Genomic DNA, 25293 nt, shown 5'->3' with positions numbered 1-25293 from the left:
CTTACTGTCCCGGCTTGTAGATCTTGTCGAAGATACCACCATCCGCGAAGAATTTAGGCTGCGCCACCTTCCATCCGCCAAAATCGTCGATCGAGGCGAGCTTGAGGTTGGGGAAGCGGGCAATGTCTTTCGGGTCGGCGGCTGCAGGCTTGATCGGACGGTAATAATGCGCAGCCGCAATCTTTTGTCCATCGTCCGAATAGAGATAGTTCAGATAAGCCTCGGCCAGCCTGCGCGTGCCCTTCTTGTCGACATTGCCGTCGACAACGGCAACCGGTGGATCGGCCCGGATCGATACCGACGGGGTGACGATCTCGAACTTGTCCGGCCCGAGTTCCTCGAGCGACAGGTAGGCTTCGTTCTCCCAGGCAAGCAAGACGTCGCCGAGGCCGCGTTGCACGAATGTCGTCGTCGCGCCACGGGCGCCGCTGTCGAGAACCGGCACGTGCTTTAGCAGCTTCGAGAGGTATTCCTCCGCCTTGGCATCGTCGCCGCCATTGGCTTCCTTTGCCCAGGCATAGGCTGCAAGAATGTTCCAGCGCGCGCCACCCGAGGTCTTGGGGTTCGGAGTGATGACCTGGACGCCGTCCTTGATGAGATCGGGCCAGTCCTTGATAGCCTTGGGGTTCCCCTTGCGGACGAGGAAGACGATCGTCGAGGTGTAGGGCACGCTCTTGTTGGGAAACTTGGTGTTCCAGTCCGCCGGGATCTTGTTGGTCGCCTTGGAGATCGCATCGATATCGCCTTCGAGCGCCAGCGTCACTACATCGGCGTTCAGGCCGTCGATGACCGAGCGAGCCTGGGCCCCCGAACCGCCGTGCGAAGCCTTGAGCTCGACGGTCTCGCCGGTATCCTTCTTCCACTTGGCAGCGAAGGCGGCGTTGAAATCCTTGTAGAGTTCGCGCGTCGGATCGTAGGACACGTTGAGCAGCGTCTGTTCGGCTGCAAAAACGGGTGCCAGTTCGGAGAGCGAAAAGCTGCCGATCAGCACTGCGGTGGCAAGAAGTCTGGATAGCCGTAGCGTCTGCATGAACACCTCCCTGATTGTGCCTCAACTCTACCAATCTGGTCGTATAATGTAACGGCGATTGTTCCCGCGACGCCCGCCAACGTGGAATTTCATCCCATAGACTCGCGGAAAATGAAATCACATTGCTGAGCGAAGCCGCAGAGACTGGATCTCATCGATCCCGATCATGATTTAAGCTGACATTGCCGGTCCCTTTGCGTTAATTGCTCGAAATGCCTGAGGAATAAGTTCGTGAGCGAAAAAATTGCAGTGATAGGGCTGGGCTATGTCGGCCTGCCGGTCGCCATGGCCCTGGCCGACAAATACGCCGGGGTCATCGGTTTCGATATCAACGACGCGCGGGTCGAAGACCTGAAAAATGGCCGGGACTCGACCCGGGAAGTTTCGCCAGACCGCCTTCGCGAGACTTCGCTGCGCCTGTCGAGCGGCCTGGAAGACCTTGGCGATCGCACGGTATTCATCGTCGCGGTGCCGACGCCGATCGACAAGAACCGCCAGCCGGACCTGCGGCCGCTGATCGCCGCCTCGCGCACCGTCGGCAAGGTGCTGAAGCCGGGCGCAATCGTCGTCTACGAATCGACGGTCTTTCCCGGTGTCACGGAGGAAATCTGCGGCCCGGTGCTGGCTGAAGTCTCCGGCCTGAAACAGGGCGAAGGCTTCCATCTCGGCTATTCGCCGGAGCGCATCAACCCCGGCGACCGCGAACACACGTTCGAGCGCATCGTCAAGGTGGTGTCCGGCGATACGCCGGAAACGCTCGAACGGGTCGCGGCGATCTACAGCAGCGTTGTCGATGCCGGCATCCACCGCGCGACCAGCATCCGTGTTGCCGAGGCTGCCAAGGTCATCGAGAACACCCAGCGCGACCTCAACATCGCGCTGATGAACGAGCTGTCGATCATCTTCGAAAAGATGGACATCCGCACCGCCGACGTTCTTGAGGCAGCGCGGACCAAGTGGAATTTCCTGCCCTTCACGCCAGGGCTGGTCGGTGGCCACTGCATCGGCGTCGATCCCTATTACCTGACGGCCAAGGCCGAGGAACTTGGCTACCATCCCGAAGTCATCCTGTCCGGCAGGCGGATCAACGACGGCATGGGGGCTTTTATAGCCCAGAAGCTCATCAAGATGCTGGTGTCGGCGGAAAAGCCGATCAACGGTGCGCGGATCGGCATCTTCGGCCTGACATTCAAGGAGAATGTCCCCGATCTGCGCAACAGCCGCGTGCCAGACATCATCCGCGAGTTGCACCAGTTCGGACTCAAGCCCCTTATCCACGACCCGATGGCCGATGCTGACGAGGCCGAACATGAATATGACGTTCGCTTCACCGCCCTCGATGCATTCCCGCCACTCGATGCTATCGTCCTTGCCGTCCCGCACCGCCAGTATCTCGTCGACGATGCCGGAGCCCTGCTAGACCTGCTGAAACCCGGCGGCGTCGTGGTCGATGTCAAATCGGCGCTCCAACTCGACAATCCAGGCCTTGTGGGCCATGCCGTCTGGAGCCTCTAGCCTGGGAAGGCCTGCACCGTCAGCGCCAGACCCTGTTCGCTTGAAAACGGTGGCGTCCAGCCGGTAATGCGTCGGGTCTCGCCGATATCGACTTGCAGCGAACCCAGCAGCCGTCTCGCCGCCGAACCCTTGCCCAGCATTGCCGCAGCCGCTTCGATGAGGCGGGGTGGCACGGGCAGCAGCCAGGTCTTGCGACCCATTGCGCCAGAAATGCCGGCGATCAACTGCCCGATGGAAAGGTCCTCGCCGTCGCTGACGAGAAATGTGCGGTTGGCAGCGTCCGGGTGAGCGACGCAGAGGATGATGAAATCCGTCAGGTTGCCGACGAACAGCAGCGACCTTTTGTTGGAGATGAGGCCGAACGGCAGGGGCAGGCCGCGCCGCGCAAGGCGCATCAGGCTCGCAAAGTTGGCTTTGACACCCGGACCGTAGATAAGTGGCGGACGAATCACGACGATGTCCATCCCCGTCTGCCTGCCGAGGTCAAACAGCGCCTGTTCTGCCTCCCATTTCGAAAGCCCGTAGGGATCCCTGGGCTCCGGCACGTCTGCGGCGGTGAAAGGCCGGCCTGGGGCCGTCTCCTCGCCGTTTACCTTGATCGAACTCACGAAAATGAAGCGCCGAGCGCCGGCCGCTGCGGCCTGGTGTGCCAGATTGAGCGTGGCGTCGACATTCGCGGCACGAAACGCAGCCAGCGGATCTGCCGCCGTATCATCCATGACATGCACGCGAGCGGCTAGATGAACCACGCAATCGATGCCGGCCAGCGCTTCGGTCCAGTCCGTGCGGGCGTCGATCGCGCCCACCGGATGAAACCCTGACGTAGGCAGGCGACTGGCCGGACGAGAGGCAATCCCGCGCGCAGTAAGGTCCGCACAGAGCGCTGTGCCAACGAACCCGGTTGCCCCGGTCACCAATATCATGCGCCGGCCCCTGTGGTAGTTTCAAGCATTCGATCATCCCGCGTTTCTGTCTGCTATTAGCGCTATCAGCACTCAGGCGATAGACGTCGGGATGCGATCCGAAACCGGGAAAACAGGGTGCAAACGACAATCTGATTGTGAAATCGCCCGGGATATGAGATTCACGCCGAAATTTCTCTCCGGCAGTTCCAGATGTTGTACACCGTCTCCAAACGCAGTTTCGACCTGTTCGCAGCCCTTGCGGCAGCGATCCTGTTTTCGATTCCGATCCTGGTCGTGGCAATCTGTGTCCGTGCAACCTCGAAGGGGCCAGTGCTGTACTGGTCCGATCGGGTCGGCCGGGACAATCGCATTTTCCGGATGCCGAAATTTCGCAGCATGCGCGTCGATACGCCAGCCGTTGCGACCCATCTGCTTTCCGACCCGACACGTTACCTGACGCCGATCGGCTCCTTCCTGCGCCGCTCCAGCCTCGACGAGTTGCCGCAGCTCTGGTGCATCCTCAAGGGCGAGATGAGCCTTGTCGGTCCGCGTCCAGCCCTCTTCAACCAGCAGGACCTGATCGAGCTTCGCACTGCCAGCGGCGTCCACGCTCTGGTGCCGGGCCTGACCGGCTGGGCCCAGATCAACGGCCGCGATGAGCTGCCCATTCCCGACAAAGTACGGCTCGACGCCGAGTATCTGAAGCGTCGATCCTTCGCGTTTGATCTATGGATCATTCTCCTCACCGCCATGAAGGTGCTGGGGCGGGATGGCGTAACGCATTGAGCCGAGTGCGATCTTCTTGCCATGACGGCGTGAATTTCGAGCCCTGCTGCAGCTGAAACCCCGATCCCCTCTTTACAGCCAGCCGGCACCTCGGGATAAGCGTCAGGAGATTGTCCGGTCGGACACCCGAAGACCTCGGCGAGGCCGGGGTCAATGCCCACCTACCTATCGGAGCGGTCAAGGGATATGATGACTACATCGACTGCAGCGAAGCCGAATGCCCTTCTGACGGTTATCATTAGTATCGCCTGGCTTTTCGCTGCCTCCGCGGTGTTCGTCGAAACGGATGCCTATCGCTATGCATCGGCAGTTCTCGCCATCATTGCTCTGGTCCATTTCCTGAAGATGCCGAACCGGCCCGCTACAAACTGGCTTGGCTGGCTCTGCATGGCGTGGGGCATCTATGTCGCGGTCCGCTTCCTTCGCTTCTACATCATGACGCATCCGCACGAGAGCGGCGCATCCGAGTGGCTCTACGCTTTCCCGTTTTTCTTCCCGATCCTGGGTGTTGCCTTTTCGATGACGGAAGGGCGGATCGAGCGCATCGTCGCAGCGTTTTTCGCGGTCGCCCTAGTGATGCTCGCGACCACCACCGGATACGTGCGGATATTTGCCGGCGAAACGGTCAAGCCCCTGATCATGAACAACCAGATTCACGGGGCGGTCGCCTGCGGCCTCATCCTTTTGTCGGCCTATTTCTGGTGGCTTCACTACCTTTCCAACAGCGATGCGAAGCCGCTCCTGCGCCGATTTGGCCTTGTCGTCGCACCTGTTGTGATGGTCCTCTGTCTCATCGCTATCTATGGCGCAAAGTCCAAGGGCGTCTGGCTGGCGCTGACCTTGACGTTGCCGATCGCCGGCTTGTTGTCCCTGACCTATCTGCGTCTGCGTACCGGGCTGATCACCATTGTCGCCGCATCCATCCTTCTCGGTTGCGGTGCCTATGCCGTACGCCACAATCTCAACAAGACGGCCGGGCCGACTGTCGATGCGGCGATTTCCATGCTTGAGGGCTTTCACGCGCGTCGCGACTTCAACGGGGTCGTGCTCGGAACGATCGATTCACCGACGACACCTGTCTCGATGGATGAGCGTTTGCAGCTCTGGTACGACGCCGGCGAACTCATTTCCTCGGCGCCGGTGTTCGGCTGGGGAAGCAAATGGGTCGACCAGTTGAATGCCGCGCGCTATCCGAACGTCAGGTATACGCTGTTCCACAACGGCTATCTCGAAATCCTGGTGCGCTTCGGTATCTTCGGCGCGGTCATCATGTCTGTCATCCTCGGCGCGCTGTTCGTTTCGGTGTTTCGTGCCTTTCGTGCCGGCGTCATCCCGCGCGCCGCCTTCCACGTCTACACGGTCGGCCTGTTCTTCTTCGCCCTGACGCTACTCAGCAACTCGAACAACAGACTGGCGATCGGCGAAAGCCTGGCCCTCCTCAGTTCGGCCTTTGCCTGCTGGTGCAACATGCGAACGGCGCACGACTACGACGCATTGCGGGAAGAGCCCGGCGCGAGAGGCTGAAAGCGCAATGCGCAAGCGAAGGATTGTCGCTGTCGGGATGCGAATATTCGAAAACTCTGCCGTTTGCTTAAAAGGGCAACCGCCCGTTTAATCAAAACGCAATTGTTACCCGTCATGGTAAGAGCGTCCAGGCGCCGCCATCCGCCTGTCAACGTTCGGGTCATTCGCTGGCAACGCAGCCGCCTCGGCCGGCAGGAGTTTTGATGAACATCGTCAACAAGCAATCGCATTCGAGCGGCGATACCCTCGAAATCCTTTCCTTCCACCTCAATGGCCAGGAATTTTGCGTACGCACGACGGCCATTCGCGAGATCCGCGGCTGGGATGCCGCAACGCCGATCCCCCATTCGCCGGCTGAGGTCATGGGCGTGATGAACTTGCGCGGCACGGTGATCCCAATCATCGACCTTTCGCTCAAGCTCGGCATGAAAAGCACCGTGCCGACCGAGCGCAGCGCCATCGTGGTCGCCGAAATCAACGAAACATCGATGGGCCTGATCGTCGACAGCGTATCCGATATCCTCACCATCGATGCCGCCCTGCTGCAACCAGTTCCCGACATGAATGTCCCAGGCGGCACGAGCTATTCCGATGGCATCATTGCTCAGGATAGCGGCATGATCTGCTTTCTCAATCTTGAGCGCATGTTCGAAGCATCCGGACTGGAAAACCTGGCCGCCTGAGCCGGCGGCTGACCACATTTGTGTTCGGTGACTTGCCCTGGTTGCCCCGGCTGATGGTCGACAGGTTGACATCAGGGCCACCGAACCCTATCTAAAGGTTGTCGATATTGCTTGTCTGACTTTTGTTATTGCGCGCATCTTGCGTGCCCTGGACGAACTTCCTTTCAAAATCGGGACTTCACCTCGCGGCGCTTTTTGCGCGGCGATCCTTCAAATTACATGAAAGGGTTTCGTCATGGCCACTGGCACAGTTAAATGGTTTAATTCCACAAAGGGCTTCGGCTTCATTCAGCCTGACAACGGCGATGCCGATGTTTTCGTTCACATCTCGGCCGTCGAACGCGCTGGCATGCGCGAAATCGTCGAAGGCCAGAAGCTCTCCTACGAGCTTGAGCGCGACAACAAGTCGGGCAAGATGTCTGCCGCTCAGCTTCAGGCTGCTTAAAGGTCTTTCTGTCCCGGCAGCGGCAACGTAGCCGGGGCATGAACACCATCGGAAGGTCAGGCAATATGCCTGGCCTTTTTTGGTTGCAGTCGGTCTTCTCGCTGCAGGCAAACGCCTTCGTGTCAGGCATCTCGAGCCGACACGCGCCAGCCTCCCGATCTAACCAAACAATCTGTACCGGCAACTTCATCCGAAATGGGTGACGATTGCGGCATTGGAGATATCATGCGCCCTACACGATGGAGCGAAATCGTCACCCTGACGGTCAAGCCAGGCGAACTCATAACCCTCAAGAACCCTGCCGAAGCGCTCGAGTTTCTGGACGGCCCATGGCCGGGCAGTCCCGGTCCACGCCATGCCGCCGCGCGCCGCTTTTGCCGTGCTGCTCTTGCAGGCAACAAGGATTCGGAAGACGCCCGCAAGGTCTTCGTCGAGGCAGCCCAGGAGGCCAACCTCAAGCCTCGCTGATTTCCAGCCATATCCAGCGGATCGTCGCATGAAACAGGCGGCATCCCTAAAAAATACCAGTCCGGACACTTTTGGAAATATTCGGAAAAACGCCGTTCGCCGATGGATGTTATGCCCGGCGCAATGGAGAGTTTGATGATCCGATTGCTGCAGCCTGCCTGTCCCGCCTTTGACTTCGACGGGGAGAATTCCTGATGCACCGTGCACTTTTATTCGTGCTCCTGCCGCTGCTGGTCGTCGCTGCGGTAGTCTTTGTTTTTCGCGGCCGGCTGTTTGCGGCCGACGGACCGTCTTTCATCGCGGCAGCCGTCACGCGCGGCGATGTCGAGGAGACAGTTCTTGCTTCTGGCACCTTCAAGCCAGCGCAGATGGTAGCCGTCGGCGCGCAGGTTTCCGGCCGCATCACCGCCCTCAATGTCAAGCTTGGTGATACGGTCCAGAAAGGTGCGCTGGTTGCCGAGATCGATTCCGTCACCCAAAGAAACGAACTTCGCACGGCGCAGGCCTCCCTTGCCAACGTCAAGGCGCAGCGCGACGAGAGCGAAGCTGATCTCGAAAACGCCGAGATAACCCTTACGCGCCAGCAAGCGATATTTGCCAAGCAGGCCGGTCCTAAGTCGGACCTCGACAGCGCCGTAGCAACCGTCAAGAAAACGACCGCCGAGATCGCAGCTCTCGATGCCCAGATAACCTCTGCCCAAGTCGCCGTCGAGACAGCAGAAGCCAACCTTGCCTATACCCATATCACCGCGCCGATGGATGGCACCGTTCTGGCGATCGTCAATCAGCAGGGCCAGACAGTCAACGCTGCACAGTCGGCTCCGACCATTGTCATTCTCGGCCAATTGCAGACGATGACGGTGCGGGCCGAAATTTCGGAGGCCGATGTCGTCAAGGTCAAGGTCGGCCAGGCGATCGACTTTACTATCCTCGGCGATCCCGGAACGATCCACCGCACGGTACTGCAATCTATAGAGCCGGCTCCTGAATCGATCACCAGCGACAGCAGCATCAGTTCGTCGAGCACGACATCGAGTTCGTCCACCACTTCGTCGACATCGACCTCTGCGATCTACTACAACGGCATCTTTGATGTTCCCAATCCCGACGGCCGCTTCCGGACCTACATGTCCGCCGAGGTTCACATCGTGCTGGGCTCGGCGCGGGGCGTCCTCACCATACCTTCAGCAGCCTTGGGCGCCATAGGCGCGGATGGCCAGTACGATGTGCAGGTCGCCGCAGCCGACAATTCGACGTCGATGCGCAAGGTGAAGATCGGTCTCAACAACAATGTCAGCGCCGAGGTCCAGTCCGGGTTGTCGGAGGGCGAGCGGGTCGTCGTCGGCGAGAGAAGTGCCACCCAGGCGACGACGAAAATGGGCGGGCCGCCACCGATGGGACTTTAGGCCATGGCCGAGCCAATCATCCGGCTAACCGATCTCAGGCGTGACTACAGTTCGGGCGACAGCACGATCAGCGTCCTCAAGGAGATCAACCTGTCGATCGAAGAGGGCGAGATGATCGCCATTGTCGGTCCCTCGGGATCCGGCAAGTCGACGCTGATGAACATTCTGGGGCTGCTCGACAGGCCGACGTCGGGGACATATGCCGTCGCCGGCCAATCGACGCAAACGCTCGACAGCGATGCTCTGTCGAAGCTGCGCCGCGAGCATTTCGGGTTTATCTTCCAGCGCTATCACCTGCTGTCCGAACTGACCGCTCTCGGCAATGTCGAAGTCCCGGCCATCTACGCCGGCCAGTCATCTGCGCGCAGCATCCGCGCGCGGGAACTGCTTGTGCGGCTTGGTCTTGGAGATCGTCTCGGTCACAGGCCCGGCCAGCTTTCCGGCGGCCAGCAGCAGCGTGTCTCTATCGCGCGGGCGTTGATGAACAACGGCAACGTCATCCTCGCCGACGAGCCCACCGGCGCGCTCGACAGGCAGAGCGGTGAAGATGTCCTGCGCATTCTCAACGAGTTGAATGCCGAAGGACATACGGTCATCATCGTCACCCACGACATGTCGGTCGCGGCCCATGCCCACCGGATCATAGAAATATCCGACGGCTGCATCGTCGCCGATCGTCCTTCGGAAAAAGCCGCGTTGCCGACCGGCCCTGTATCCGCGATGGTGAGACCAGCGCCGCAATCCGGCCCGGGCTGGCGGGCTGGCCTCGCCAGTTTGCGCGAAGCCTTCATCATGGCGATCCTGGCGCTCAAGGTGCACCGCTTGCGGACTTTCCTGACTATGCTCGGCATCATCATCGGCATTGCCTCGGTCGTCTGCGTCGTCGCTCTGGGGCAGGGAACGCAGCAGAAGGTGCTTTCCAATATCAGTGGCCTCGGCACCAACACGCTGGAGATATTTCCGGGCAAGGGTTTTGGCGATCCCCGCGCAGGTCGCATCAAGACCCTGGTGGTCTCGGATGCCAACGCGTTGAAGCAGCTGAGCTATGTCGCAGCGGTGACGCCCACGGTTTCGACCAGCACCACCGTTCGGTTCGGCGCCAAGGAGGCCAATGCCCTGGTGAACGGCGTCGGCGACCAGTATTTTGTAGCCAAGGGCTCGAAGCTGACGAAAGGCCGGTTCTTCGATGACAGGGATGTGCGGGACATTACCCAGAACGCCGTCATCGACCAGAATACCGCATCGTCGCTGTTCGACAATACCGGGCTCGATCCGGTAGGCCAGATCATACTGGTCGGCAAGACGCCGATCCGCGTCATCGGCGTCATTGCCATGCAGCAGGGCGGGTTCGGCTCCAGCGACAACCTGTCGGTCTATCTGCCCTATACCAGCGTCCAGGCACGCTTCCTCGGCGATATGTCGCTGCGCAGCATCACCGTGCGGGTGTCCGACGATGCATCAAGCTCGGTTGCCGAGGATGCCATCACGCAATTTCTGAAACGTCGCCACGCGGCGCAGGACTTTTCCATTCTGAATACGGACGACATCCGCAAGACGATCACCGCCACGGCCGAGACCCTGACGCTGCTGGTGGCGGCCATCGCCGTCATTTCCCTGCTCGTCGGCGGTATCGGGGTAATGAATATCATGCTGGTGTCGGTGTCCGAGCGGGTGGGTGAAATCGGCGTGCGGATGGCCGTCGGCGCCCGGCGCAAGGATATTCTCCAGCAATTCCTGATCGAAGCCGTGATTGTCTGTGCGCTCGGCGGCGCGTTAGGCATTGCCACCGCGATGACCTTCGGCGCGGTCTTCAATGCGATCAGTACCAATTTCTCGCTGATCTATTCCGATGGCTCGATCCTGCTGGCGATCGGCTTTTCATGCCTGATCGGCGTGGTGTTCGGCTTCATGCCGGCGCGCAACGCCTCGCTGCTGGATCCTGTCGCGGCGCTGGCGCGCGATTGACGCGAAGTGTCTGTGGCTTTCAAGGGGAAAAGCCAGCTTCGCCAAGATGTGGGGCATGGTGACGAAGCTGGCCGATCGATGCTAATCAGGAAGCAGCGAACCACCAAAATTTACAGCACTGCGCGGCAGAAACATTTCCAAGCATTGCTGAAAGAAGGTCATTCTGCGGAAATTGGTGTCTCAATATGCCCGCCTCTTTTACTGTTGACCCGACATGCGTTCATGACAGCTATCTCAGTTGGTTAAGTAATTGATTTAAATTACTAATAATCAATATCCTGAGGCGCGTCGAAAGTGCGGTTGCAAAGGAGCCAAAACGGGCCGTTTACCACCGCTTAATTGAACGCGCGCGAACGTGATGTCTCAATTCATCACGGGGGTAGCATCATGGTCAGCGCGGTCTCGAGTTCCACAATCTCGCTCTTTACGGCATCAACGACGTCTTCTTCGTCTTCCTCCTCGTCTACCGGCGCGAGCGACGAGACGACCATCAAGGCGCAGATCGCGGCCAAGAAAACGGAGCTAGCCGATACCAAGGATGCCGACGATGCCAACGCGTTGAAAGCGGATATCGCGACATTGCAGGCAAAGCTCGACAAGATCGAGGCCGCAGCCACCGCAAGCGCGCAGTCCGGCACGGCTGCTGGCGGCAAATCTGGCGGCACACAGTCATCCGCTACTGCGGGTCCGGCTCAATCTGTTGCGTCCGCCAAGGCAACACCGTCCGATAGTGCAACGGCAAACAGCACCAGCGCGGATGACGAGGCATCGTCGCCGATGTCCGGCGAAAGCGACCGTATAGGCACCACCAACTTCACCGCCGATACAAGCTTCGGCCAGCGCACGGCCTACGTCTGAAATGGCAGTGTGTGGGGCAGCAAGCCCTAGGACTGCGCCTCCTGTAAGGCGGCCGCCTTGAATGTGATCACCTGAGCAAGGCCGCCTGTGGTTCTGTTGCGAACCGCAATCTCGCCATCGAAGCGGGAGATGATTTCCTTGGCGATTGCCATCCCGAGCCCCGCGCCAGGGAAGGATTTCTGCCGGGCGATGTCGATCCGGAAGAATGGCTCGAACACCTGGCTCAGTCGCTCCTCGGGAATGCCCGAGCCTGTATCGTTGATCTCGACCTTGGCAATGCCATTGGTCGCGGTCACCGAAACGGTGGCGGATTCACCGTGGGTAGCAGCATTGATCAGCAGGTTTCTTAGCGCCCGCGTCAGGGCCAGCGGCCCGACACGCACAATCGTCTGCTCTGTCGTTGCCACCGAGACATCCATGCCGATTGCCGCCAGTTCGTCGACGATATCCGTGACGACAAGATCCAGCCTGATGTCCTGAAGGCTGTCGTGATTGACTTCTTCCCGTACGAGGCCGATCGCGCTGTCGGCGATCTGGTCGAGTTCCTCCAGGTCGGCAAGCCATTTCCGGCGCTCGATATCGTCGGCGATGAACTCGGCACGCAAGCGCATCCGGGTCATCGGCGTTCTAAGGTCATGGCCGGCTGCAGCGACCAGCCGCATGCGGCTTTCCGTGGCGCGCTTGACCTTGGCCGACAACCGGTTCAGCACCTGCGCCGTCACGCGGATTTCGCCAGGACCTGTTTCCGGTACATGCGGCAGCGTTCCATCCGGGCCGATCTCGCCCAGCACTTTCTCCAGCAGGCGCAACGGTTTGATGATTTTCGAGGCGGCGACGATGGAGATCACGACGCTGCCGGCGACGATGAGGCTGAGCCAGCCGATGAGAATTTTCCAGCCGCCAGGCGGCGGGCCGAAATTCGGCATCGGCACCAGTAGCCATTTTCCGCTGGCAAGCTTGATCGATGCCGTTGTGCCGGCTGTCTCATCCTGTCTGGTGACGAAGGCTTCCAGCGGGTCGCCGGTACGGCTCAGTCCTTCCGTCAGGAAATTGGAAAAGCGCTCATCGCGCTCACCTGCGGCAGGTTCATCAGAGATCACCATGCCGCGGGATGCCGCTTCTTCGGCGTTATGCTCGGCGACATTGGCAAGCCAGTGCATCTGCCGCGCCACGGGGTCCATGGTCTCCTCAGGCCTGGGCCCACGCATGACAAGCGCTGCGGCCAGCGACGAGGTTATGACGACCAGCACGATGGCGGTTACCAGCAGCAGTGCAAGGCGCGTACCGAGCGATTTCATGCCTCGCCCTTTACGGCTGTCACCGGAACGACGAGCTGGTAGCCGCCGTTGCGGATCGTTCGGAAAATCGGCATCTCCGGCGTCTCGCCGAGTTTTCGCCTAAGGCGGCTCATCAAAACGTCGATCGACCGGTCGGCCGGATCGCGGTCACGGCCCTGGGTGACATCGAGCAGTTGGTCACGTGACAGAAGGCGCCCGGAACGCTCCAGGAATGCCTTCAGCAGGTCGAACTCGGCGCCGGTCAGGCCGATGATCTCGCCGGTGTCCCGGGTGACGCGCCGCAACTGCGGATCGAGCTTCATGCCTGCGAACTCGTAACTCTGGCGCTGGGGCTCGGTTTCTGCTTCGTCGTTGGAACGGCGCAACACGGCGCGGATGCGTGCGGCCAGCTCGCGTGGATTGAAAGGCTTGCCGAGATAGTCGTCGGCACCAATCTCCAGGCCGAGAATCCGGTCGATATCTTCCTTCAGCGCCGTCAGCAGGATTACCGGCACCCGCGGCCGTCGGCCCCAGAGATCGCGGCAAAGGTCGAGCCCAGAGCCATCCGGCAGCATGACGTCGAGAACCAGCAGATCGGGGGTGCGGCGGCTCATCGCCTCGTTACAGCCGCGCAGATCGCCGGCCGTCGATACCCTGAACCCCTGCTCTTCGAGATAACGGCTGAGCAGCGTCCGGATTTCATGGTCGTCGTCGACGATGAGGATGTCGGGGGAAGCATTGTTGTTCATGATCAAAAATCCAGTTCAGCAAAGCTTTATACAAACCGGGCGGTATGAGAAGGGCATCGACAACTGCGGCCAGCCAGAAAATAGCAGGGACGGCCAGGTTCACAAAAAATCCTTTTGCGAGAAAAGTTCAGACATCTAGGGAAAGGTGCCGTTCACACGCCATGGTTAGCGTCTGCACCATAGAAGCGAATCAAGGAGCGGAAATGCGCCATTCCCACGATCTTTCAGACACGTCACTTGGCCATGTCAGCCATGTTTCCAATGGCGACGCCGATCTCGTTGACCTCTGCTCCCGGATCCGGACGGCAAGCGGCTCCTCTGCCAGGGAGTTGCCGGCGTTGGTGCTGCGTTATCTGGCAAGCAGCCTGCATCGGATCGAAATCGACATCTATGTCGAGGAGTGCCTGCCGATGGTTTGCGACGCATCCCATGCTTTCGTTCGCGCTATGGGTACGTTCAGCCCGCGCAAAGCCGATGACAGCCTTGTGGAGCAGAGCCGTATGCGGCTGATAGAAGCTCTCGAGACGCTGGCCGACGAGATCAGGCTTTGCAAGATCCGCACGGCACCTTTTGCGCACATCGGGCAGCGGCCGATTGGCCAGCAGGACGTGGACGACCGGTCTCTGGCCTCGGCAAGGTAGGTTTTTTGTATCGCTCGTTGCCGGTCAGTGATCTGCGTATCCGGTCCTAAAACCGTTGATCCGGGAACTTCTTCCCGTCCTTTTGGTTTATCGCTGCCGAGAGGCAGTTTTTGCCAAGAGGAGGAAATGACTATGCAAGACGACCGCGAACAGCAGATCAGGGACCGCGCGTACAGCATCTGGGAAGAGCAGGGACGCCCCCAGGGTGAAGACATGCGCCACTGGCTACAGGCTTGGCAGGAAATCTCGAACGCAGATATCCCGGCGGAAGATGCCAACGCAATGACGCTTCCCGATAGCGCCGAAGCTACCATCAAAAAGCCAGCGGCCGCTAGTGCCCGCCACGGCAATGGCGCTACACAACCCAAAGCCAGCCGCAAAAAGAAGTCCTAAACAGGCGGCGATGAGGGGCTCCGGCGCCGTCGCGCCATGCGATTGAATGCCGGCTAATGATCTATCATTGCGCCTCTCCCGTCGAACCAGCTCCTACTGCGATTTGACGGCTATCCAGATCATATGGCGGGCGCCGCCACGTTTGCCGTTAGCGCGCGTGGCTACTTCTTCCGCAGAAAACCGCGCGTCCCGCAGCCGTTTGGTAAAACGCGTGTCGGGACCAGAGGACCACACTGCAAGAACACCGCCGGGGCGCAGGGCGTCACGGGCGGCGAGCAAGCCCTTCCTATTGTATAACCCGTCATTGGCCGCGTGAGTCAACCCATCCGGGCCGTTGTCGACGTCGAGCAGGATGGCGTCGTAGCTCTCGCGGCCGCTCTGGATAGCGGCGGCCACATCTCCCTCGTGGACCGCAACGCGTGGATCGTCGAGGCTTCCGGAGAAAATCTCTGCCATCGGGCCGCGTGCCCATGCGACCACGGCCGGCACAAGCTCCGCCACGGTCACCCGGGCATCGCTGCCGATCGCACCCAGTGCCGCCCGCAATGTGACCCCCATGCCGAGCCCGCCGATCAGCAGGTGCGGCGACGGCCGAGCGGCAATCCTCTCGCAGGCAAGTGTTGCCAGGGCTTCTTCGGAGCCGCTGAGCCTGCTGTTCATCAGTTCGTTGCTGCCGAGCATGATCGAGAACTCCCGGCCTCGTTGCTTCAGCCGCAGCTCGCCGCCACCGTTGGGGATGGATGCGGTATCAAGCAGGGTCCATGGGATCACAGGGCGGCTCTTCGATGTTGGTCGCGTTGATGGTCAGCGATGCCGGCGTCCGGCTACGGCGTCGCAGCTGCTCAGCCAGGCCGCTCGCTAGCTCAGTTTCCAGGCAATGTAGATCAGCGTCAGCGCGATCAGCCAGAGGGCCAGGCGACCAGACCGCGTGTGGCGCGCCTCAGCCTTGCCGATCGCCTCGGCGGTCTCGTTGTCGAAGCGCAATCCGTTCTGGCTCATGGCCAGCAGCTGCCGGTGGAACAGCTCGGTCTTGGCGGCGATTTCGGGCACGGCCTCGGCCAGTTTGACCCCGGCCTTCAAGGCATCCTGCAGGTCGCCGATAATGCGTTTCGGACCGAGATTGTTGCGGATCCATTCGCCGACGACGGGCTCCGACGCCTTCCACATATTGAAGCGCGGATTGAGCATGCGGGAGACGCCCTCGACCACGACCATGGTCTTCTGCAGCATCACCAGTTCGGGTCGCGTTTCCATGTCGAACAGCTCGGTCACCTCGAACAACAGGGTCAGCAGCTTGCCCATCGAGATCGTTTCTGCCGGCTGGCCATGGATAGGCTCGCCGATGGCTCGGATCGCCTGGGCGAAGCTCTCCGTGTTGTGGTGGGCCGGTACATAACCCGCCTCGAAATGCACTTCGGCGACGCGCAGGTAATCGCGGGTGATGAACCCGTAGAGGATTTCCGCGAGGAACCGCCGTTCCTTCTTGCCCAGACGACCGACGATTCCCATATCGACGGCAACGATGATGCCCTGCGGATCGACGAAGAGATTGCCTGGATGCATGTCGGCATGGAAAAAGCCATCGCGCAGCGTGTGGCGCAGGAACGACTGGATAAGCGTGTCTGCAAGGCGGTTGAGATCATGTCCGGAAGCGCGCAGCGCATCGACATCGGACATCTTGATGCCATCGATCCACTCCATGGTGATGACGTCGCGACCGGTGCGCTCCCAATCGACTTTCGGGACGCGGAAGCCTTCGTCGCCTGCGGTGTTCTCTGCAATTTCCGACAGTGCCGAGGCTTCCAGCCGGAGGTCCATCTCGACCCTGGTCGTCTGCTCCAGCGCCTTCGTCACCTCGACAGGGCGCAGCCGCCGGCTCGAGGGGACGAACCGTTCCTGCAAGCCTGCCACCAGATACATGACGGCGATATCGTTGGCGAAGCGCTGGCGCACGCCCGGCCGTATGACCTTGATCGCCACCTTGCGAAGGCCATCGGCCGTCCTCACCTCGGCCGGGTGCACCTGTGCGATCGAGGCTGCGGCAATCGGTTCGCCGACGCTGGCATAGAGATCGTCGAGCGACCGGCCCAGCGAGCCTTCGATATTGGCCTTGGCGGCGGCCATCGGAAAGAACGCCATGCTGTCCTGAAGCTGCGAAAGGTCATTGGCAAATTCGATACCGACGACATCCGGCCGCGTTGCCAGGAACTGGCCGATTTTCGCATAGGAAGGTCCGAGCCGCTCGACTGCCTTAGAAAGCCTGTCGCTGCGCGCCTTGGTTTTCGAGCGGCGGCGGGCAAACAGCGCCACGAAGGACTTGGCGAGGCTGACCGATGGCGGCAAGCCTTCGGAGGGTAGGGCCTCGACAACGCCTTCCCGCACCAGGACCCAGCCAACCCGGATCAGGCCAAAATATCCGCCGAAAGAGCTCATGCTGTTGTTTCTCTGTCTGCTGCGCCGGGCAGCGCCAGCTTCTGGACCTCTGTCCGCCCCATGCCTAGAGCTTCCAGCCGGAATGCAGTGCCGCAATGCCGCCGGTGTAGTTGGTAAAGGTGACGCGACTGAAGTCGGCCTGGCGGATCATCGTTGCAAAGTCCTGCTGGTTGGGAAACTTGCGGATCGACTCCACCAGGTACTGATAGGGCTCGGCCTCGCCGGTAATGGCCTTTCCAAAGCGCGGAATGGCGTTGAACGACCATGCGTCGTAGACTTTGTCGAGCAAGGGCAGGTCGACCTCGGAAAATTCCAGCACCAGCAACCGGCCGCCGCGCTTCAACACCCGGTGGGCTTCCTTCAACGCCACGTCGATGCGCGGCACGTTTCGGATGCCGAAGGCGATCGTATAGGCGTCAAAACTGTTGTCTTCGAACGGCAGGTCCTCGGCGTTGGCTTCGACGAAAGTCAGGTTCTCCGAAATCTTCTTTTTTTCGGCGCGGTCGGCGCCGACCGCCAGCATCGAGCCATTGATGTCGAGCACGGTAGCGTGGGCCAGCTTGCCGGATGCCTCAACGATACGCAAGGCGATATCGCCCGTGCCGCCAGCAACATCGAGCACCTTGTAGGTCGCGTCCTTGCGCGGATGAAGGGCTGAAATCATCGCGTCTTTCCAGGCGCGGTGCAGGCCCATAGACATGACATCGTTCATGACGTCGTAGCGTTTGGCGACCTTGTGGAACACGTCGTTGACGAGGGCTTGCTTTTCGCCTTCAGCCACGTCGCGAAATCCGTAGGATGTCTCCATGCCGCCATCGGCGGCGGTGCGGCTCTTTGCCATCACTCAACTCCCTTATCTAAATCGCCGCCGGCTGTGGCGAAAATGCTGGTGCCACGCTATCTGACTGGCTGATGCCACGGCACGTTGTCGTTGGTTTAGAACATGGCCGCTGGAAAGCAAAGCGCATTTGGTCGCGGTCCCTGCTGCTGCTGGTCACACCTGAAGATGGATTGTCATGCCCGAATTACCAGAGGTCGAAACCGTGCGGCGTGGCCTTGCCCCGGCGATGGAAGGGGCAGTGATAGAGCGGCTGGAGCTGCGCCGGGGCGACCTGCGCTTTCCGTTTCCGCTAGAATTTGCAGCATCCATAGCGGGCCAGCGGATCGCATCCCTTTCGCGCCGCGCCAAGTATCTGTTGATCGATCTTGACAACGGCATGACCGTCGTCGCCCATCTCGGCATGTCCGGCTCGTTCCGCATAGAGGCTGGGGAGGCGGCCGTTACGCCCGGCGACTTTCACCACCCGCGCTCCAAGAACGAGGTTCACGATCACGTCATCTTCCATCTGGCGCGCAATGGCGAAGCCATGCGTGTCGTCTACAACGATCCACGGCGTTTCGGGTTCATGGATATCGTTGCCCGGGCGGAGATGGCTGCACACCCTTTTTTCCGTGATCTCGGTCCCGAGCCGACGGGCAATGCGCTGAGCCCGGAAGGGCTGGCAAAGCGGTTTTCCGGCAAGGCCCAGCCGCTGAAAGGCGCGCTGCTCGACCAGAAAACGATTGCCGGCCTCGGCAATATCTATGTCTGCGAAGCTCTCTGGCGGGCTCACCTGTCGCCTTTGCGTGCCAGCGGAACATTGTCGACAAAGACCGGCAAGCCGCGCGAGACGCTGGTGCGGCTGGTGGCCTGCATACGTGACGTCATCGCCGATGCGATCGCTGCCGGAGGGTCGTCGCTGCGCGATCATATCCAAACGGACGGTTCGCTCGGCTATTTCCAGCATTCCTTTTCTGTCTACGACCGGGAAGGCGAGGCTTGCCGGACAGAGGGCTGCGGCGGTAAGGTCGGCCGAATAGTCCAGGCCGGCCGCTCTACCTTCTATTGTGCCACCTGCCAGAAATGATGCGAGGAGATGTCGATGGCCTATGAAACCCTGATCGTCGAAACCCACGACGCCGTCGGCCTGATCAGGCTCAATCGCCCGCAGGCGCTGAACGCGCTGAATTTGACCATGCTCTCGGAGTTGAAGACAGCCTATGCGGCTTTCCACGCGGACGACGCCATCGGTGCCATCGTCCTGACAGGCTCGGACAAGGCCTTCGCCGCCGGCGCCGATATCAAGGAGATGCAGTCGCTGGACTTCGTCGATGTCTACAAGAGCGACTTCCTGGGCGGCTGGGACGAGATCGCCAAGGCACGCAAGCCGGTGATCGCGGCCGTTGGCGGCTTTGCGCTGGGCGGAGGCTGCGAGCTCGCAATGATGTGCGATTTCATCATCGCCGCCGAGACTGCAAAATTCGGGCAGCCCGAGATCACGCTCGGCATCATCCCCGGCATGGGCGGCTCCCAGCGCCTGACGCGGGCTGTCGGCAAGGCCAAGGCCATGGACATGGTGTTGACCGGCCGGATGATGGATGCGGCTGAGGCCGAAAGGTCGGGGCTGGTGGCGCGCGTTGTACCGGCCGAGGCGCTCGTGGAAGAAGCGCTCAAAGCCGCTGCGAAGATTGCCTCGCATTCGCGTCCTTCCGTGCTGATGGCCAAGGAGGCTGTCGGCCGCGCCTTGGAAACGACACTGGAGGAAGGACTTCGCTTCGAGCGTCGCCTGTTCCAGAGCCTCTTTGCCACCGAAGACCAGAAGGAAGGCATGGCGGCTTTCGTTGCCAAGCGTAAGCCAATGTTCAAAAACCGCTGATGCTAAAAGCGCCGGTGGAAAACGCGCTGCTGATTGGTTTTTGGCGAAACCGCGTTGACGGACCTCCGCTTTAAGGCTATATGCCCGCCACAGTTTGGAAAGCCTATCTGGTTTTCCGCGATTGCTCCCGCATTGCTGGATGACAGGACCACACGGTCCGGCACGACGGTGACGGGACTTTGTTCGAATTCTAGAGAGGCATACATGGCCAATACAAGCTCGGCAAAAAAGGCGACCCGCAAGATCGCTCGCCGCACAGACGTCAACAAGGCGCGCCGTTCGCGCGTTCGTACTTTCGTTCGCCAGATCGAAGAAGCAATCGCTTCCGGCGACGTGGCTCTGGCAACTGCAGCCTTCAAGGCTGTCGAACCAGAACTGGCACGCGCTGCCAGCAAGGGCGTGGTACCGGCCAACACGGCATCGCGCAAAGTCTCGCGTCTTGCCAAGCGTGTTAAGGCTCTGTCGGCTCCTGCCGCTTAAATTACAGTAACGATTGCAGCGTTTAGCTCCAAGCCCGGTCCTTAGCCGGGCTTTTTGGATTCGGATTTTTTCCACCGCCTGATGACGGCAGCATGTCTGATTAATGTCTTTCCTGTGACACGAAAAGAAGTTGTAAATCAGAGGCTTGGCTCAATTGCATAAGGTGAATTGCGGCTTTTTCTGACAAATTCCGCCGCTCACTGAGTCAAGAACTTTATTATTTTTTTTGATTCCAGACGTGTCGAATTTGCATCAGAGGTGAATCCCCTTGATTCAAAAGCGATTCTTTTTTGACAGGGGCGTGACAGCCAAAATTGGCTCCCGGAGTCAATGGCAAACCCTCCGACAAGCGCAAAAATGCCCGTTGATCTTGGCAGCCGATCCTGCCTAAATGATTTCCAACAAGGGGCACGGCTTAATCCGAAACGGCTTTGGCGAACGCTGCCAGTTCAGGCAGGGTGGATAGTTTTGTTTCTTGTGGCGGAGCGTTAGTTTCCGTTTTTTCATAAAGTTGACGCGTTCGGACAAGATGACAGCAATGTCTCCTGACGGCCGACGTGTGTCCTGATGGCACGGTCCATATGCCGGATTGTCAGGAGCTGTGACAAGATTGAACAGCCACTCTGGCGGGTCGGTCGGTAAGCGAGGACCGAGAGACTGCGCTTGGGCGAGACGATCGAAGACGGGGGCCGCTTGAGTGCGGTGTTCGTCACAGGTCTTGCGCTGGCTCTATGAGGAGCTGTGGAGAATAAACGATGCGCGATGCGATGACTCAGTGCGAGCCGGACCCCGCCATCAGACGAGATAATATCGGGCGGCGTTCCTTCGCCCGACATGACGAGATTCTGGAAGGCGGCGAAATGCAGATGAATACGATGACGACCGGTGCACTGGCGAAAAGCGGCGACGGTGCGCAGCAGGCGTTGAGCTCGGTTTGCCTTGAAGTGGCGGGAGACAAAGCAGACATGAAGCATAGTGTACTGTTCGAGCGTGTGAGCGCACGTTTGAAGGCGCAGGTCGGTGCCGACGTTTATGCCAGCTGGTTTGCCCGTCTCAAGCTGCATTCGGTGTCGAAGAGTGTCGTCCGCCTGACGGTACCGACCACGTTTCTGAAGTCATGGATCAACAACCGCTACCTGGATATGATCACAAGCCTGTTCCAGGCTGAAGATGCCGAAATCCTCAAGGTCGAAATTCTTGTCCGTACCGCCCAGCGGCATGGCACAAAGGCCCCTGCGGCTGACGAGCAGGTCGTCGTGCCAGATACGGGCGCCGTGGCCCCGATGCGCCGCCAGACCGCCCAGGCGGCAGGCCAGGCCGTCGCCCAGGCTGTCAATGCCGCTGGCGCTGCCCGCACGCCGAGCTTCGGCACACCGCTCTTCGGTTCGCCGCTCGATCCTCGCTACACGTTTGACACCTTCGTCGAAGGCGGTTCCAACCGGATCGCGCTGGCCGCAGCCGAAACCATCGCGGAAGCCGGTGCCGGTGCCGTGCGCTTCAACCCGCTGTTCCTGCATTCGAGCGTCGGTCTCGGCAAGACCCACATGCTGCAGGCGATCGCCAACGCTGCCGTGCGCAATCCGCGCGCCCTCCGGGTCGTTTACCTGACGGCGGAATACTTCATGTGGCGCTTTGCCACCGCAATCCGCGACAATGATGCGCTGACCCTCAAGGATTCGCTGCGCAACATCGACCTTCTAATCATCGACGACATGCAGTTCCTGCAGGGCAAGATGATCCAGCACGAATTCTGCCATCTGCTGAATATGCTTCTCGACAGTGCCAAGCAGGTCGTCGTTGCCGCCGACCGCGCTCCCTGGGAACTTGAATCGCTCGATCCCCGCGTCCGTTCGCGCCTGCAGGGCGGCGTTGCCATCGAACTGGAAGCACCGGATTACGAGATGCGCCTCGAGATCCTCAATCGGCGGCTGGCCGCTGCCCAGGTCGAGGACCCGTCGCTTGAAATCCCGGCAGAACTGTTGTCGCACGTTGCCCGCAGCGTCACCGCCAGCGGCCGCGAGCTGGAAGGCGCCTTCAACCAGCTGGTTTTCCGCCGCTCCTTCGAGCCGAACCTGACTGTCGAGCGCGTCGACGAGCTTCTTGCTCACCTGGTAGGGTCCGGCGAGCCGCGTCGTGTGCGCATCGAAGACATCCAGCGCGTTGTCGCCCGTCATTACAATGTGTCGCGCCAGGAGCTGGTCTCCAATCGCCGTACCCGAGTCATCGTCAAGCCGCGCCAAATCGCCATGTATCTGGCAAAGACCCTGACACCTCGTTCATTCCCGGAAATCGGCCGTCGCTTCGGCGGACGCGATCACACGACCGTGCTGCACGCCGTGCGCAAGATCGAGGAACTGATCTCCGGCGACACCAAGCTGTCGCATGAGATCGAGCTGCTGAAGCGCCTGATCAACGAATAGTCATCTAGGCGGCATAAATCGAAACGGCCGGCGAAAGCCGGCCGTTCTGTTGTAAGATACGCTCTTGGACGTTGCCAAGCGTTCTCCGTCATCATTTCCAAACGTCCGCGGCGACCAGCACCGGAAGTTTTGAACCGAGCGCGTTGAGCGCGATACGGTGAACGGTTTCGGTGGGCGCGGTGCAGAGATCGCCGATCACCTTCACCACCATTCCGTCTGCAGCCCTCGACATCGCGGTGAAGACGACACAGTTCTGCGTCATCATTCCGCAGATCAGTAGCTCGTCAGTGCCGTCTAGATGTCCGGCAAGGTCGGTATCCTGAAAGGCATCTGCACTGCTTTTGATGACGACAGGCGCATTGTCTGCAGCCTTCAGGACATTGTCGCGAATGGCTGCTCCGGCCCCGTCCTTTGCAAAGAGACCGGCGCTCGCTGCCGAAATGTGCTGGACCAGCACCACCTTGTCGCCGGCAGCCCTGGCTTTCGCTATCGCCGAGAGAATGTTGCTTTCGGTTTCGTCCGCTTGCCACAGGGGCAGGGCACCTCCCGAAAAATAATCATTTTGAATGTCGATGACGAGAAGGGTGCGGTCCATCCTGGAATTCCTTTGCAGGTCTGGAGACATCCCTCGGGGATACCAGACGTTTCAGCAGCTTTGGTAGCGCGGGCGCGTAGCGTTCATGTCAAGGAGTGGAGAGATGGGTATCGACCTATCGGGCAAAGGGTTTCTTCTCCCGATCAGGCTTGGCTATCCCTTAGCACGCCAGATCGGCCACCACGGAATCCAGGATCAGCATGCCCGCCGGCGTGCAGCGCAGGCGCGAATTGCCGATGCGCTCGATAAAGCCGTGCTCGAGCAGGAACTCTTCGCGCTTGGGATCGGGATCGCGGCCCGAAAAATGCCGCCATCGAACGAGGTCGATGCCTTCCTTCAGCCTGAGCCCCATCAGCAGCAGTTCATCGGCCTGCTCGTCGTAGCCAAGCATTTCCTGCTCGAGGATGCCGTGGCCGTCGCGCTCGACCATGTCGAGCCAGCTTTCAGGCTTGCGCTCGGTCGCCGTCGCCAGCTTGTCGCGGCCTTGCGTCAGCCGCCCGTGGGCGCCGGGGCCTATGCCCGCATAGTCGCCATAGCGCCAGTAGGTCAGGTTGTGGCGGCTTTCGGCGCCGGGGCGGGCATGGTTGGATACCTCGTAGGCCGGCATCCCCTCGCGCTCGGTGATCTCCTGCGTCGCCTCGTAGAGCAGCGCCGACTGGTCGCCATCCGGCACTACCAGTTTGCCGGCCTTGTGCAGGCCAAAAAACGGCGTGCCTTCCTCGATCGTCAACTGATAGAGCGACAGGTGATCGACAGCGTACGACATCGCCTGTTTAAGTTCGCGCTCCCATTCCTCAACCGTCTGGTCGGGGCGGGCGTAGATGAGGTCGAACGACATGCGCGGAAAGATGTCCCGCGCGAGCCCGATGGCCTTCAGCGCATTCTCGGTGTTGTGCAGCCGGCCGAGAAATTTGAGGTCACGGTCGTTCAGCGCCTGCACGCCGAGCGAGACGCGGTTCACACCGGCAGCCCGATAGCCGCGAAAGCGCTCGGCCTCGACGCTCGATGGATTGGCTTCAAGCGTAATTTCGATCCCATCCGGCACGTGCCAATGGGTGGCAATGCCGTCGAGAATGGTGCCGACCGTTTCCGGCGTCATCAGCGATGGCGTGCCGCCGCCGAGAAAGATGCTGGTGACCGTCTTCGCGCCGCTGATCTGGCGCATCGATGCCATTTCCCTAAGAAAGGCGGCCGTAAAGCGCGGCTGGTCGACCGCCTGATGACGGACATGGCTGTTGAAGTCGCAATAGGGGCATTTGGCGGCACAGAACGGCCAATGCACGTAGACACCAAAACCGGGCTCGCCGGTATCGGGCAGGAGAGGGGCGTCACGCAAAAGCGCGCTATGCGAATCGACAATGTTCACCGGACGATCCTACGCTTCCAGCCCGGTTTCGACAAAGCGCTTGAAGGCGCGTGCCCGGTGCGACAGTGCTTCCGGGTCACCGGGCTTCCAGCCGTGCTTTTCCTGCGCCGTCATTTCGCCGAATGTCGCGTCATAGCCTGATGGCTGGAAGATCGGATCGTAGCCGAAGCCGGCCTCGCCACGCGGCGGCCAGACGATCGTGCCCTCGACTTCGCCGCGGAAAAGCTCGGTGTGTCCATCCGGCCAGGCGAGGCAGAGCACGCTGACGAAATGCGCGCTGCGCTTGTCCGCCGTCGTTGCGCCAACCTTCTGCAGGGCCGTCTCGACCTTCTGCATCGCCATCGCAAAATCGCGGCTGCCGTCGGCTGTTTCGGCCCAGTTGGCGGTGTAGACGCCGGGATCGCCGCCGAGCGCATCGATCACCAGGCCGCTGTCGTCGGAGAGCGCCGGAAGGCCGGAGGTCTTGGCCGATGCCAGAGCCTTGATGCGGGCATTTTCCTCAAATGTCGTGCCGGTTTCGTCGGGTTCGATGAAGCCAAGTTCGGCAGCAGATTTGGCAACAAACCCCATCGGGCCGATCAGGTCGGCGATTTCGCGGATCTTGCCGGCATTATGGCTGGCAACGACGATGGTCTTTGTTTCGAGCTTGCGCATGCAC

General features: G+C 60.4%; 25 protein-coding genes. 15 read left to right on the top strand and 10 right to left on the bottom strand.

Features of this window, described 5'->3' with window-relative positions:
* Nucleotide 1: 1 nt before the first annotated feature.
* Nucleotides 2–1030, bottom strand: a complete 1029-nt coding sequence (locus tag J5278_RS17510) for a sulfate ABC transporter substrate-binding protein (protein WP_209182605.1) — start codon at nucleotides 1028–1030, stop codon at nucleotides 2–4.
* A 285-nt stretch (nucleotides 1031–1315) separates the two neighbouring features.
* Between J5278_RS17510 and J5278_RS17505 the strand changes: the two genes are divergently transcribed.
* Nucleotides 1316–2545, top strand: coding sequence for a nucleotide sugar dehydrogenase (locus J5278_RS17505; RefSeq protein WP_247749748.1), 1230 nt, complete (start codon nucleotides 1316–1318; stop codon nucleotides 2543–2545).
* Here J5278_RS17505 and J5278_RS17500 read toward each other — a convergent pair.
* On the bottom strand, nucleotides 2542–3468 hold the full coding sequence (locus J5278_RS17500) for an SDR family oxidoreductase (protein ID WP_209182607.1): 927 nt from the start codon (nucleotides 3466–3468) through the stop codon (nucleotides 2542–2544). The genes J5278_RS17505 and J5278_RS17500 overlap by 4 nt on opposite strands.
* 192 nt (nucleotides 3469–3660) lie before the next feature.
* Between J5278_RS17500 and J5278_RS17495 the strand changes: the two genes are divergently transcribed.
* The 8 genes from J5278_RS17495 (at nucleotide 3661) to J5278_RS17460 (ending at nucleotide 11585) form a co-directional block, all read left to right on the top strand.
* Nucleotides 3661–4236, top strand: coding sequence for a sugar transferase (locus J5278_RS17495; RefSeq protein ID WP_209182608.1), 576 nt, complete (start codon nucleotides 3661–3663; stop codon nucleotides 4234–4236).
* Between the two features lie 189 nt (nucleotides 4237–4425).
* Nucleotides 4426–5760 (top strand): O-antigen ligase, encoded by a 1335-nt coding sequence (locus J5278_RS17490; RefSeq protein WP_209182609.1) that lies wholly within the window; start codon nucleotides 4426–4428, stop codon nucleotides 5758–5760.
* 203 nt (nucleotides 5761–5963) lie between these two features.
* A complete protein-coding gene (locus tag J5278_RS17485) occupies nucleotides 5964–6443 on the top strand; it encodes a chemotaxis protein CheW (RefSeq protein WP_209182610.1) in 480 nt (159 codons plus the stop codon).
* Nucleotides 6444–6678: 235 nt separating this feature from the next.
* Nucleotides 6679–6888 carry a cold-shock protein gene (locus J5278_RS17480; RefSeq protein ID WP_111216365.1) on the top strand — a complete coding sequence of 70 codons (210 nt, stop codon included), beginning with the start codon at nucleotides 6679–6681 and terminating at the stop codon, nucleotides 6886–6888.
* A gap of 225 nt (nucleotides 6889–7113) precedes the next feature.
* Complete coding sequence (locus J5278_RS17475) at nucleotides 7114–7356, top strand: DUF982 domain-containing protein (RefSeq protein ID WP_111216367.1); 243 nt, start codon at nucleotides 7114–7116, stop codon at nucleotides 7354–7356.
* 194 nt (nucleotides 7357–7550) lie between these two features.
* Nucleotides 7551–8762, top strand: a complete 1212-nt coding sequence (locus tag J5278_RS17470; RefSeq protein WP_209182611.1) for an efflux RND transporter periplasmic adaptor subunit — start codon at nucleotides 7551–7553, stop codon at nucleotides 8760–8762.
* 3 nt (nucleotides 8763–8765) lie between these two features.
* Nucleotides 8766–10727, top strand: a complete 1962-nt coding sequence (locus J5278_RS17465; protein ID WP_209182612.1) for a MacB family efflux pump subunit — start codon at nucleotides 8766–8768, stop codon at nucleotides 10725–10727.
* A gap of 387 nt (nucleotides 10728–11114) precedes the next feature.
* Nucleotides 11115–11585: a hypothetical protein gene (locus J5278_RS17460; protein WP_209182613.1), complete on the top strand. Its 471-nt coding sequence runs from the start codon at nucleotides 11115–11117 to the stop codon at nucleotides 11583–11585.
* 26 nt (nucleotides 11586–11611) lie between these two features.
* On the opposite strand, the gene J5278_RS17455 is transcribed toward J5278_RS17460, so the two are convergent.
* Complete coding sequence (locus J5278_RS17455; protein WP_209182614.1) at nucleotides 11612–12883, bottom strand: ATP-binding protein; 1272 nt, start codon at nucleotides 12881–12883, stop codon at nucleotides 11612–11614.
* Nucleotides 12880–13611 carry a response regulator gene (locus J5278_RS17450; protein ID WP_142823828.1) on the bottom strand — a complete coding sequence of 244 codons (732 nt, stop codon included), beginning with the start codon at nucleotides 13609–13611 and terminating at the stop codon, nucleotides 12880–12882. Before J5278_RS17450 ends, J5278_RS17455 begins: the two co-directional genes overlap by 4 nt.
* 203 nt (nucleotides 13612–13814) lie before the next feature.
* Between J5278_RS17450 and J5278_RS17445 the strand changes: the two genes are divergently transcribed.
* Together J5278_RS17445 and J5278_RS17440 are read left to right on the top strand one after the other, a co-directional pair.
* Entirely contained in the window at nucleotides 13815–14252 is a 438-nt protein-coding gene (locus J5278_RS17445; RefSeq protein WP_209182615.1) for a hypothetical protein, read from the top strand.
* Nucleotides 14253–14384: 132 nt separating this feature from the next.
* A complete protein-coding gene (locus J5278_RS17440; RefSeq protein ID WP_209182616.1) occupies nucleotides 14385–14645 on the top strand; it encodes a DUF2934 domain-containing protein in 261 nt (86 codons plus the stop codon).
* A gap of 93 nt (nucleotides 14646–14738) precedes the next feature.
* Here J5278_RS17440 and J5278_RS17435 read toward each other — a convergent pair whose 3' ends face one another.
* The 3 genes from J5278_RS17435 to ubiE all read right to left on the bottom strand — a co-directional run bounded on the left by J5278_RS17435 (nucleotide 14739) and on the right by ubiE (nucleotide 17919).
* Nucleotides 14739–15416, bottom strand: a complete 678-nt coding sequence (locus J5278_RS17435) for a spermidine synthase (protein ID WP_219258291.1) — start codon at nucleotides 15414–15416, stop codon at nucleotides 14739–14741.
* Between the two features lie 87 nt (nucleotides 15417–15503).
* Nucleotides 15504–17078, bottom strand: a complete 1575-nt coding sequence (gene ubiB, locus J5278_RS17430; protein WP_142823832.1) for a 2-polyprenylphenol 6-hydroxylase — start codon at nucleotides 17076–17078, stop codon at nucleotides 15504–15506.
* Nucleotides 17079–17142: 64 nt separating this feature from the next.
* Nucleotides 17143–17919 carry a bifunctional demethylmenaquinone methyltransferase/2-methoxy-6-polyprenyl-1,4-benzoquinol methylase UbiE gene (ubiE, locus tag J5278_RS17425; RefSeq protein WP_209182618.1) on the bottom strand — a complete coding sequence of 259 codons (777 nt, stop codon included), beginning with the start codon at nucleotides 17917–17919 and terminating at the stop codon, nucleotides 17143–17145.
* A gap of 175 nt (nucleotides 17920–18094) precedes the next feature.
* On the opposite strand from ubiE, the gene mutM reads away from it, so the two are divergent.
* The 4 genes from mutM to dnaA all read left to right on the top strand — a co-directional run bounded on the left by mutM (nucleotide 18095) and on the right by dnaA (nucleotide 22674).
* Nucleotides 18095–18985, top strand: a complete 891-nt coding sequence (gene mutM / locus J5278_RS17420) for a bifunctional DNA-formamidopyrimidine glycosylase/DNA-(apurinic or apyrimidinic site) lyase (protein WP_142823834.1) — start codon at nucleotides 18095–18097, stop codon at nucleotides 18983–18985.
* 15 nt (nucleotides 18986–19000) lie between these two features.
* Nucleotides 19001–19774 (top strand): enoyl-CoA hydratase, encoded by a 774-nt coding sequence (locus tag J5278_RS17415; RefSeq protein WP_209182619.1) that lies wholly within the window; start codon nucleotides 19001–19003, stop codon nucleotides 19772–19774.
* Nucleotides 19775–19978: 204 nt separating this feature from the next.
* Nucleotides 19979–20254, top strand: a complete 276-nt coding sequence (gene rpsT / locus J5278_RS17410; protein WP_142823836.1) for a 30S ribosomal protein S20 — start codon at nucleotides 19979–19981, stop codon at nucleotides 20252–20254.
* A gap of 860 nt (nucleotides 20255–21114) precedes the next feature.
* Nucleotides 21115–22674, top strand: a complete 1560-nt coding sequence (dnaA, locus tag J5278_RS17405; RefSeq protein WP_209182843.1) for a chromosomal replication initiator protein DnaA — start codon at nucleotides 21115–21117, stop codon at nucleotides 22672–22674.
* Nucleotides 22675–22765: 91 nt separating this feature from the next.
* Here the strand turns inward: dnaA and J5278_RS17400 are convergent, their stop codons facing one another.
* The 3 genes from J5278_RS17400 to rdgB all read right to left on the bottom strand — a co-directional run bounded on the left by J5278_RS17400 (nucleotide 22766) and on the right by rdgB (nucleotide 25289).
* Nucleotides 22766–23269, bottom strand: a complete 504-nt coding sequence (locus J5278_RS17400; RefSeq protein ID WP_209182620.1) for a cysteine hydrolase family protein — start codon at nucleotides 23267–23269, stop codon at nucleotides 22766–22768.
* A gap of 160 nt (nucleotides 23270–23429) precedes the next feature.
* Nucleotides 23430–24629, bottom strand: a complete 1200-nt coding sequence (gene hemW / locus J5278_RS17395; protein ID WP_257623407.1) for a radical SAM family heme chaperone HemW — start codon at nucleotides 24627–24629, stop codon at nucleotides 23430–23432.
* A 15-nt stretch (nucleotides 24630–24644) separates the two neighbouring features.
* A complete protein-coding gene (gene rdgB / locus J5278_RS17390) occupies nucleotides 24645–25289 on the bottom strand; it encodes an RdgB/HAM1 family non-canonical purine NTP pyrophosphatase (RefSeq protein WP_209182622.1) in 645 nt (214 codons plus the stop codon).
* Between the last annotated feature and the right edge of the window lie 4 nt (nucleotides 25290–25293).

Source organism: Rhizobium sp. B21/90, assembly GCF_019355815.1.
Classification (GTDB): Bacteria; Pseudomonadota; Alphaproteobacteria; order Rhizobiales; family Rhizobiaceae; genus Rhizobium; species Rhizobium rhododendri.
The sequence above is the reverse complement of the archived record's forward strand: the minus strand, read 5'-3'. Positions and strand labels throughout refer to the sequence as shown.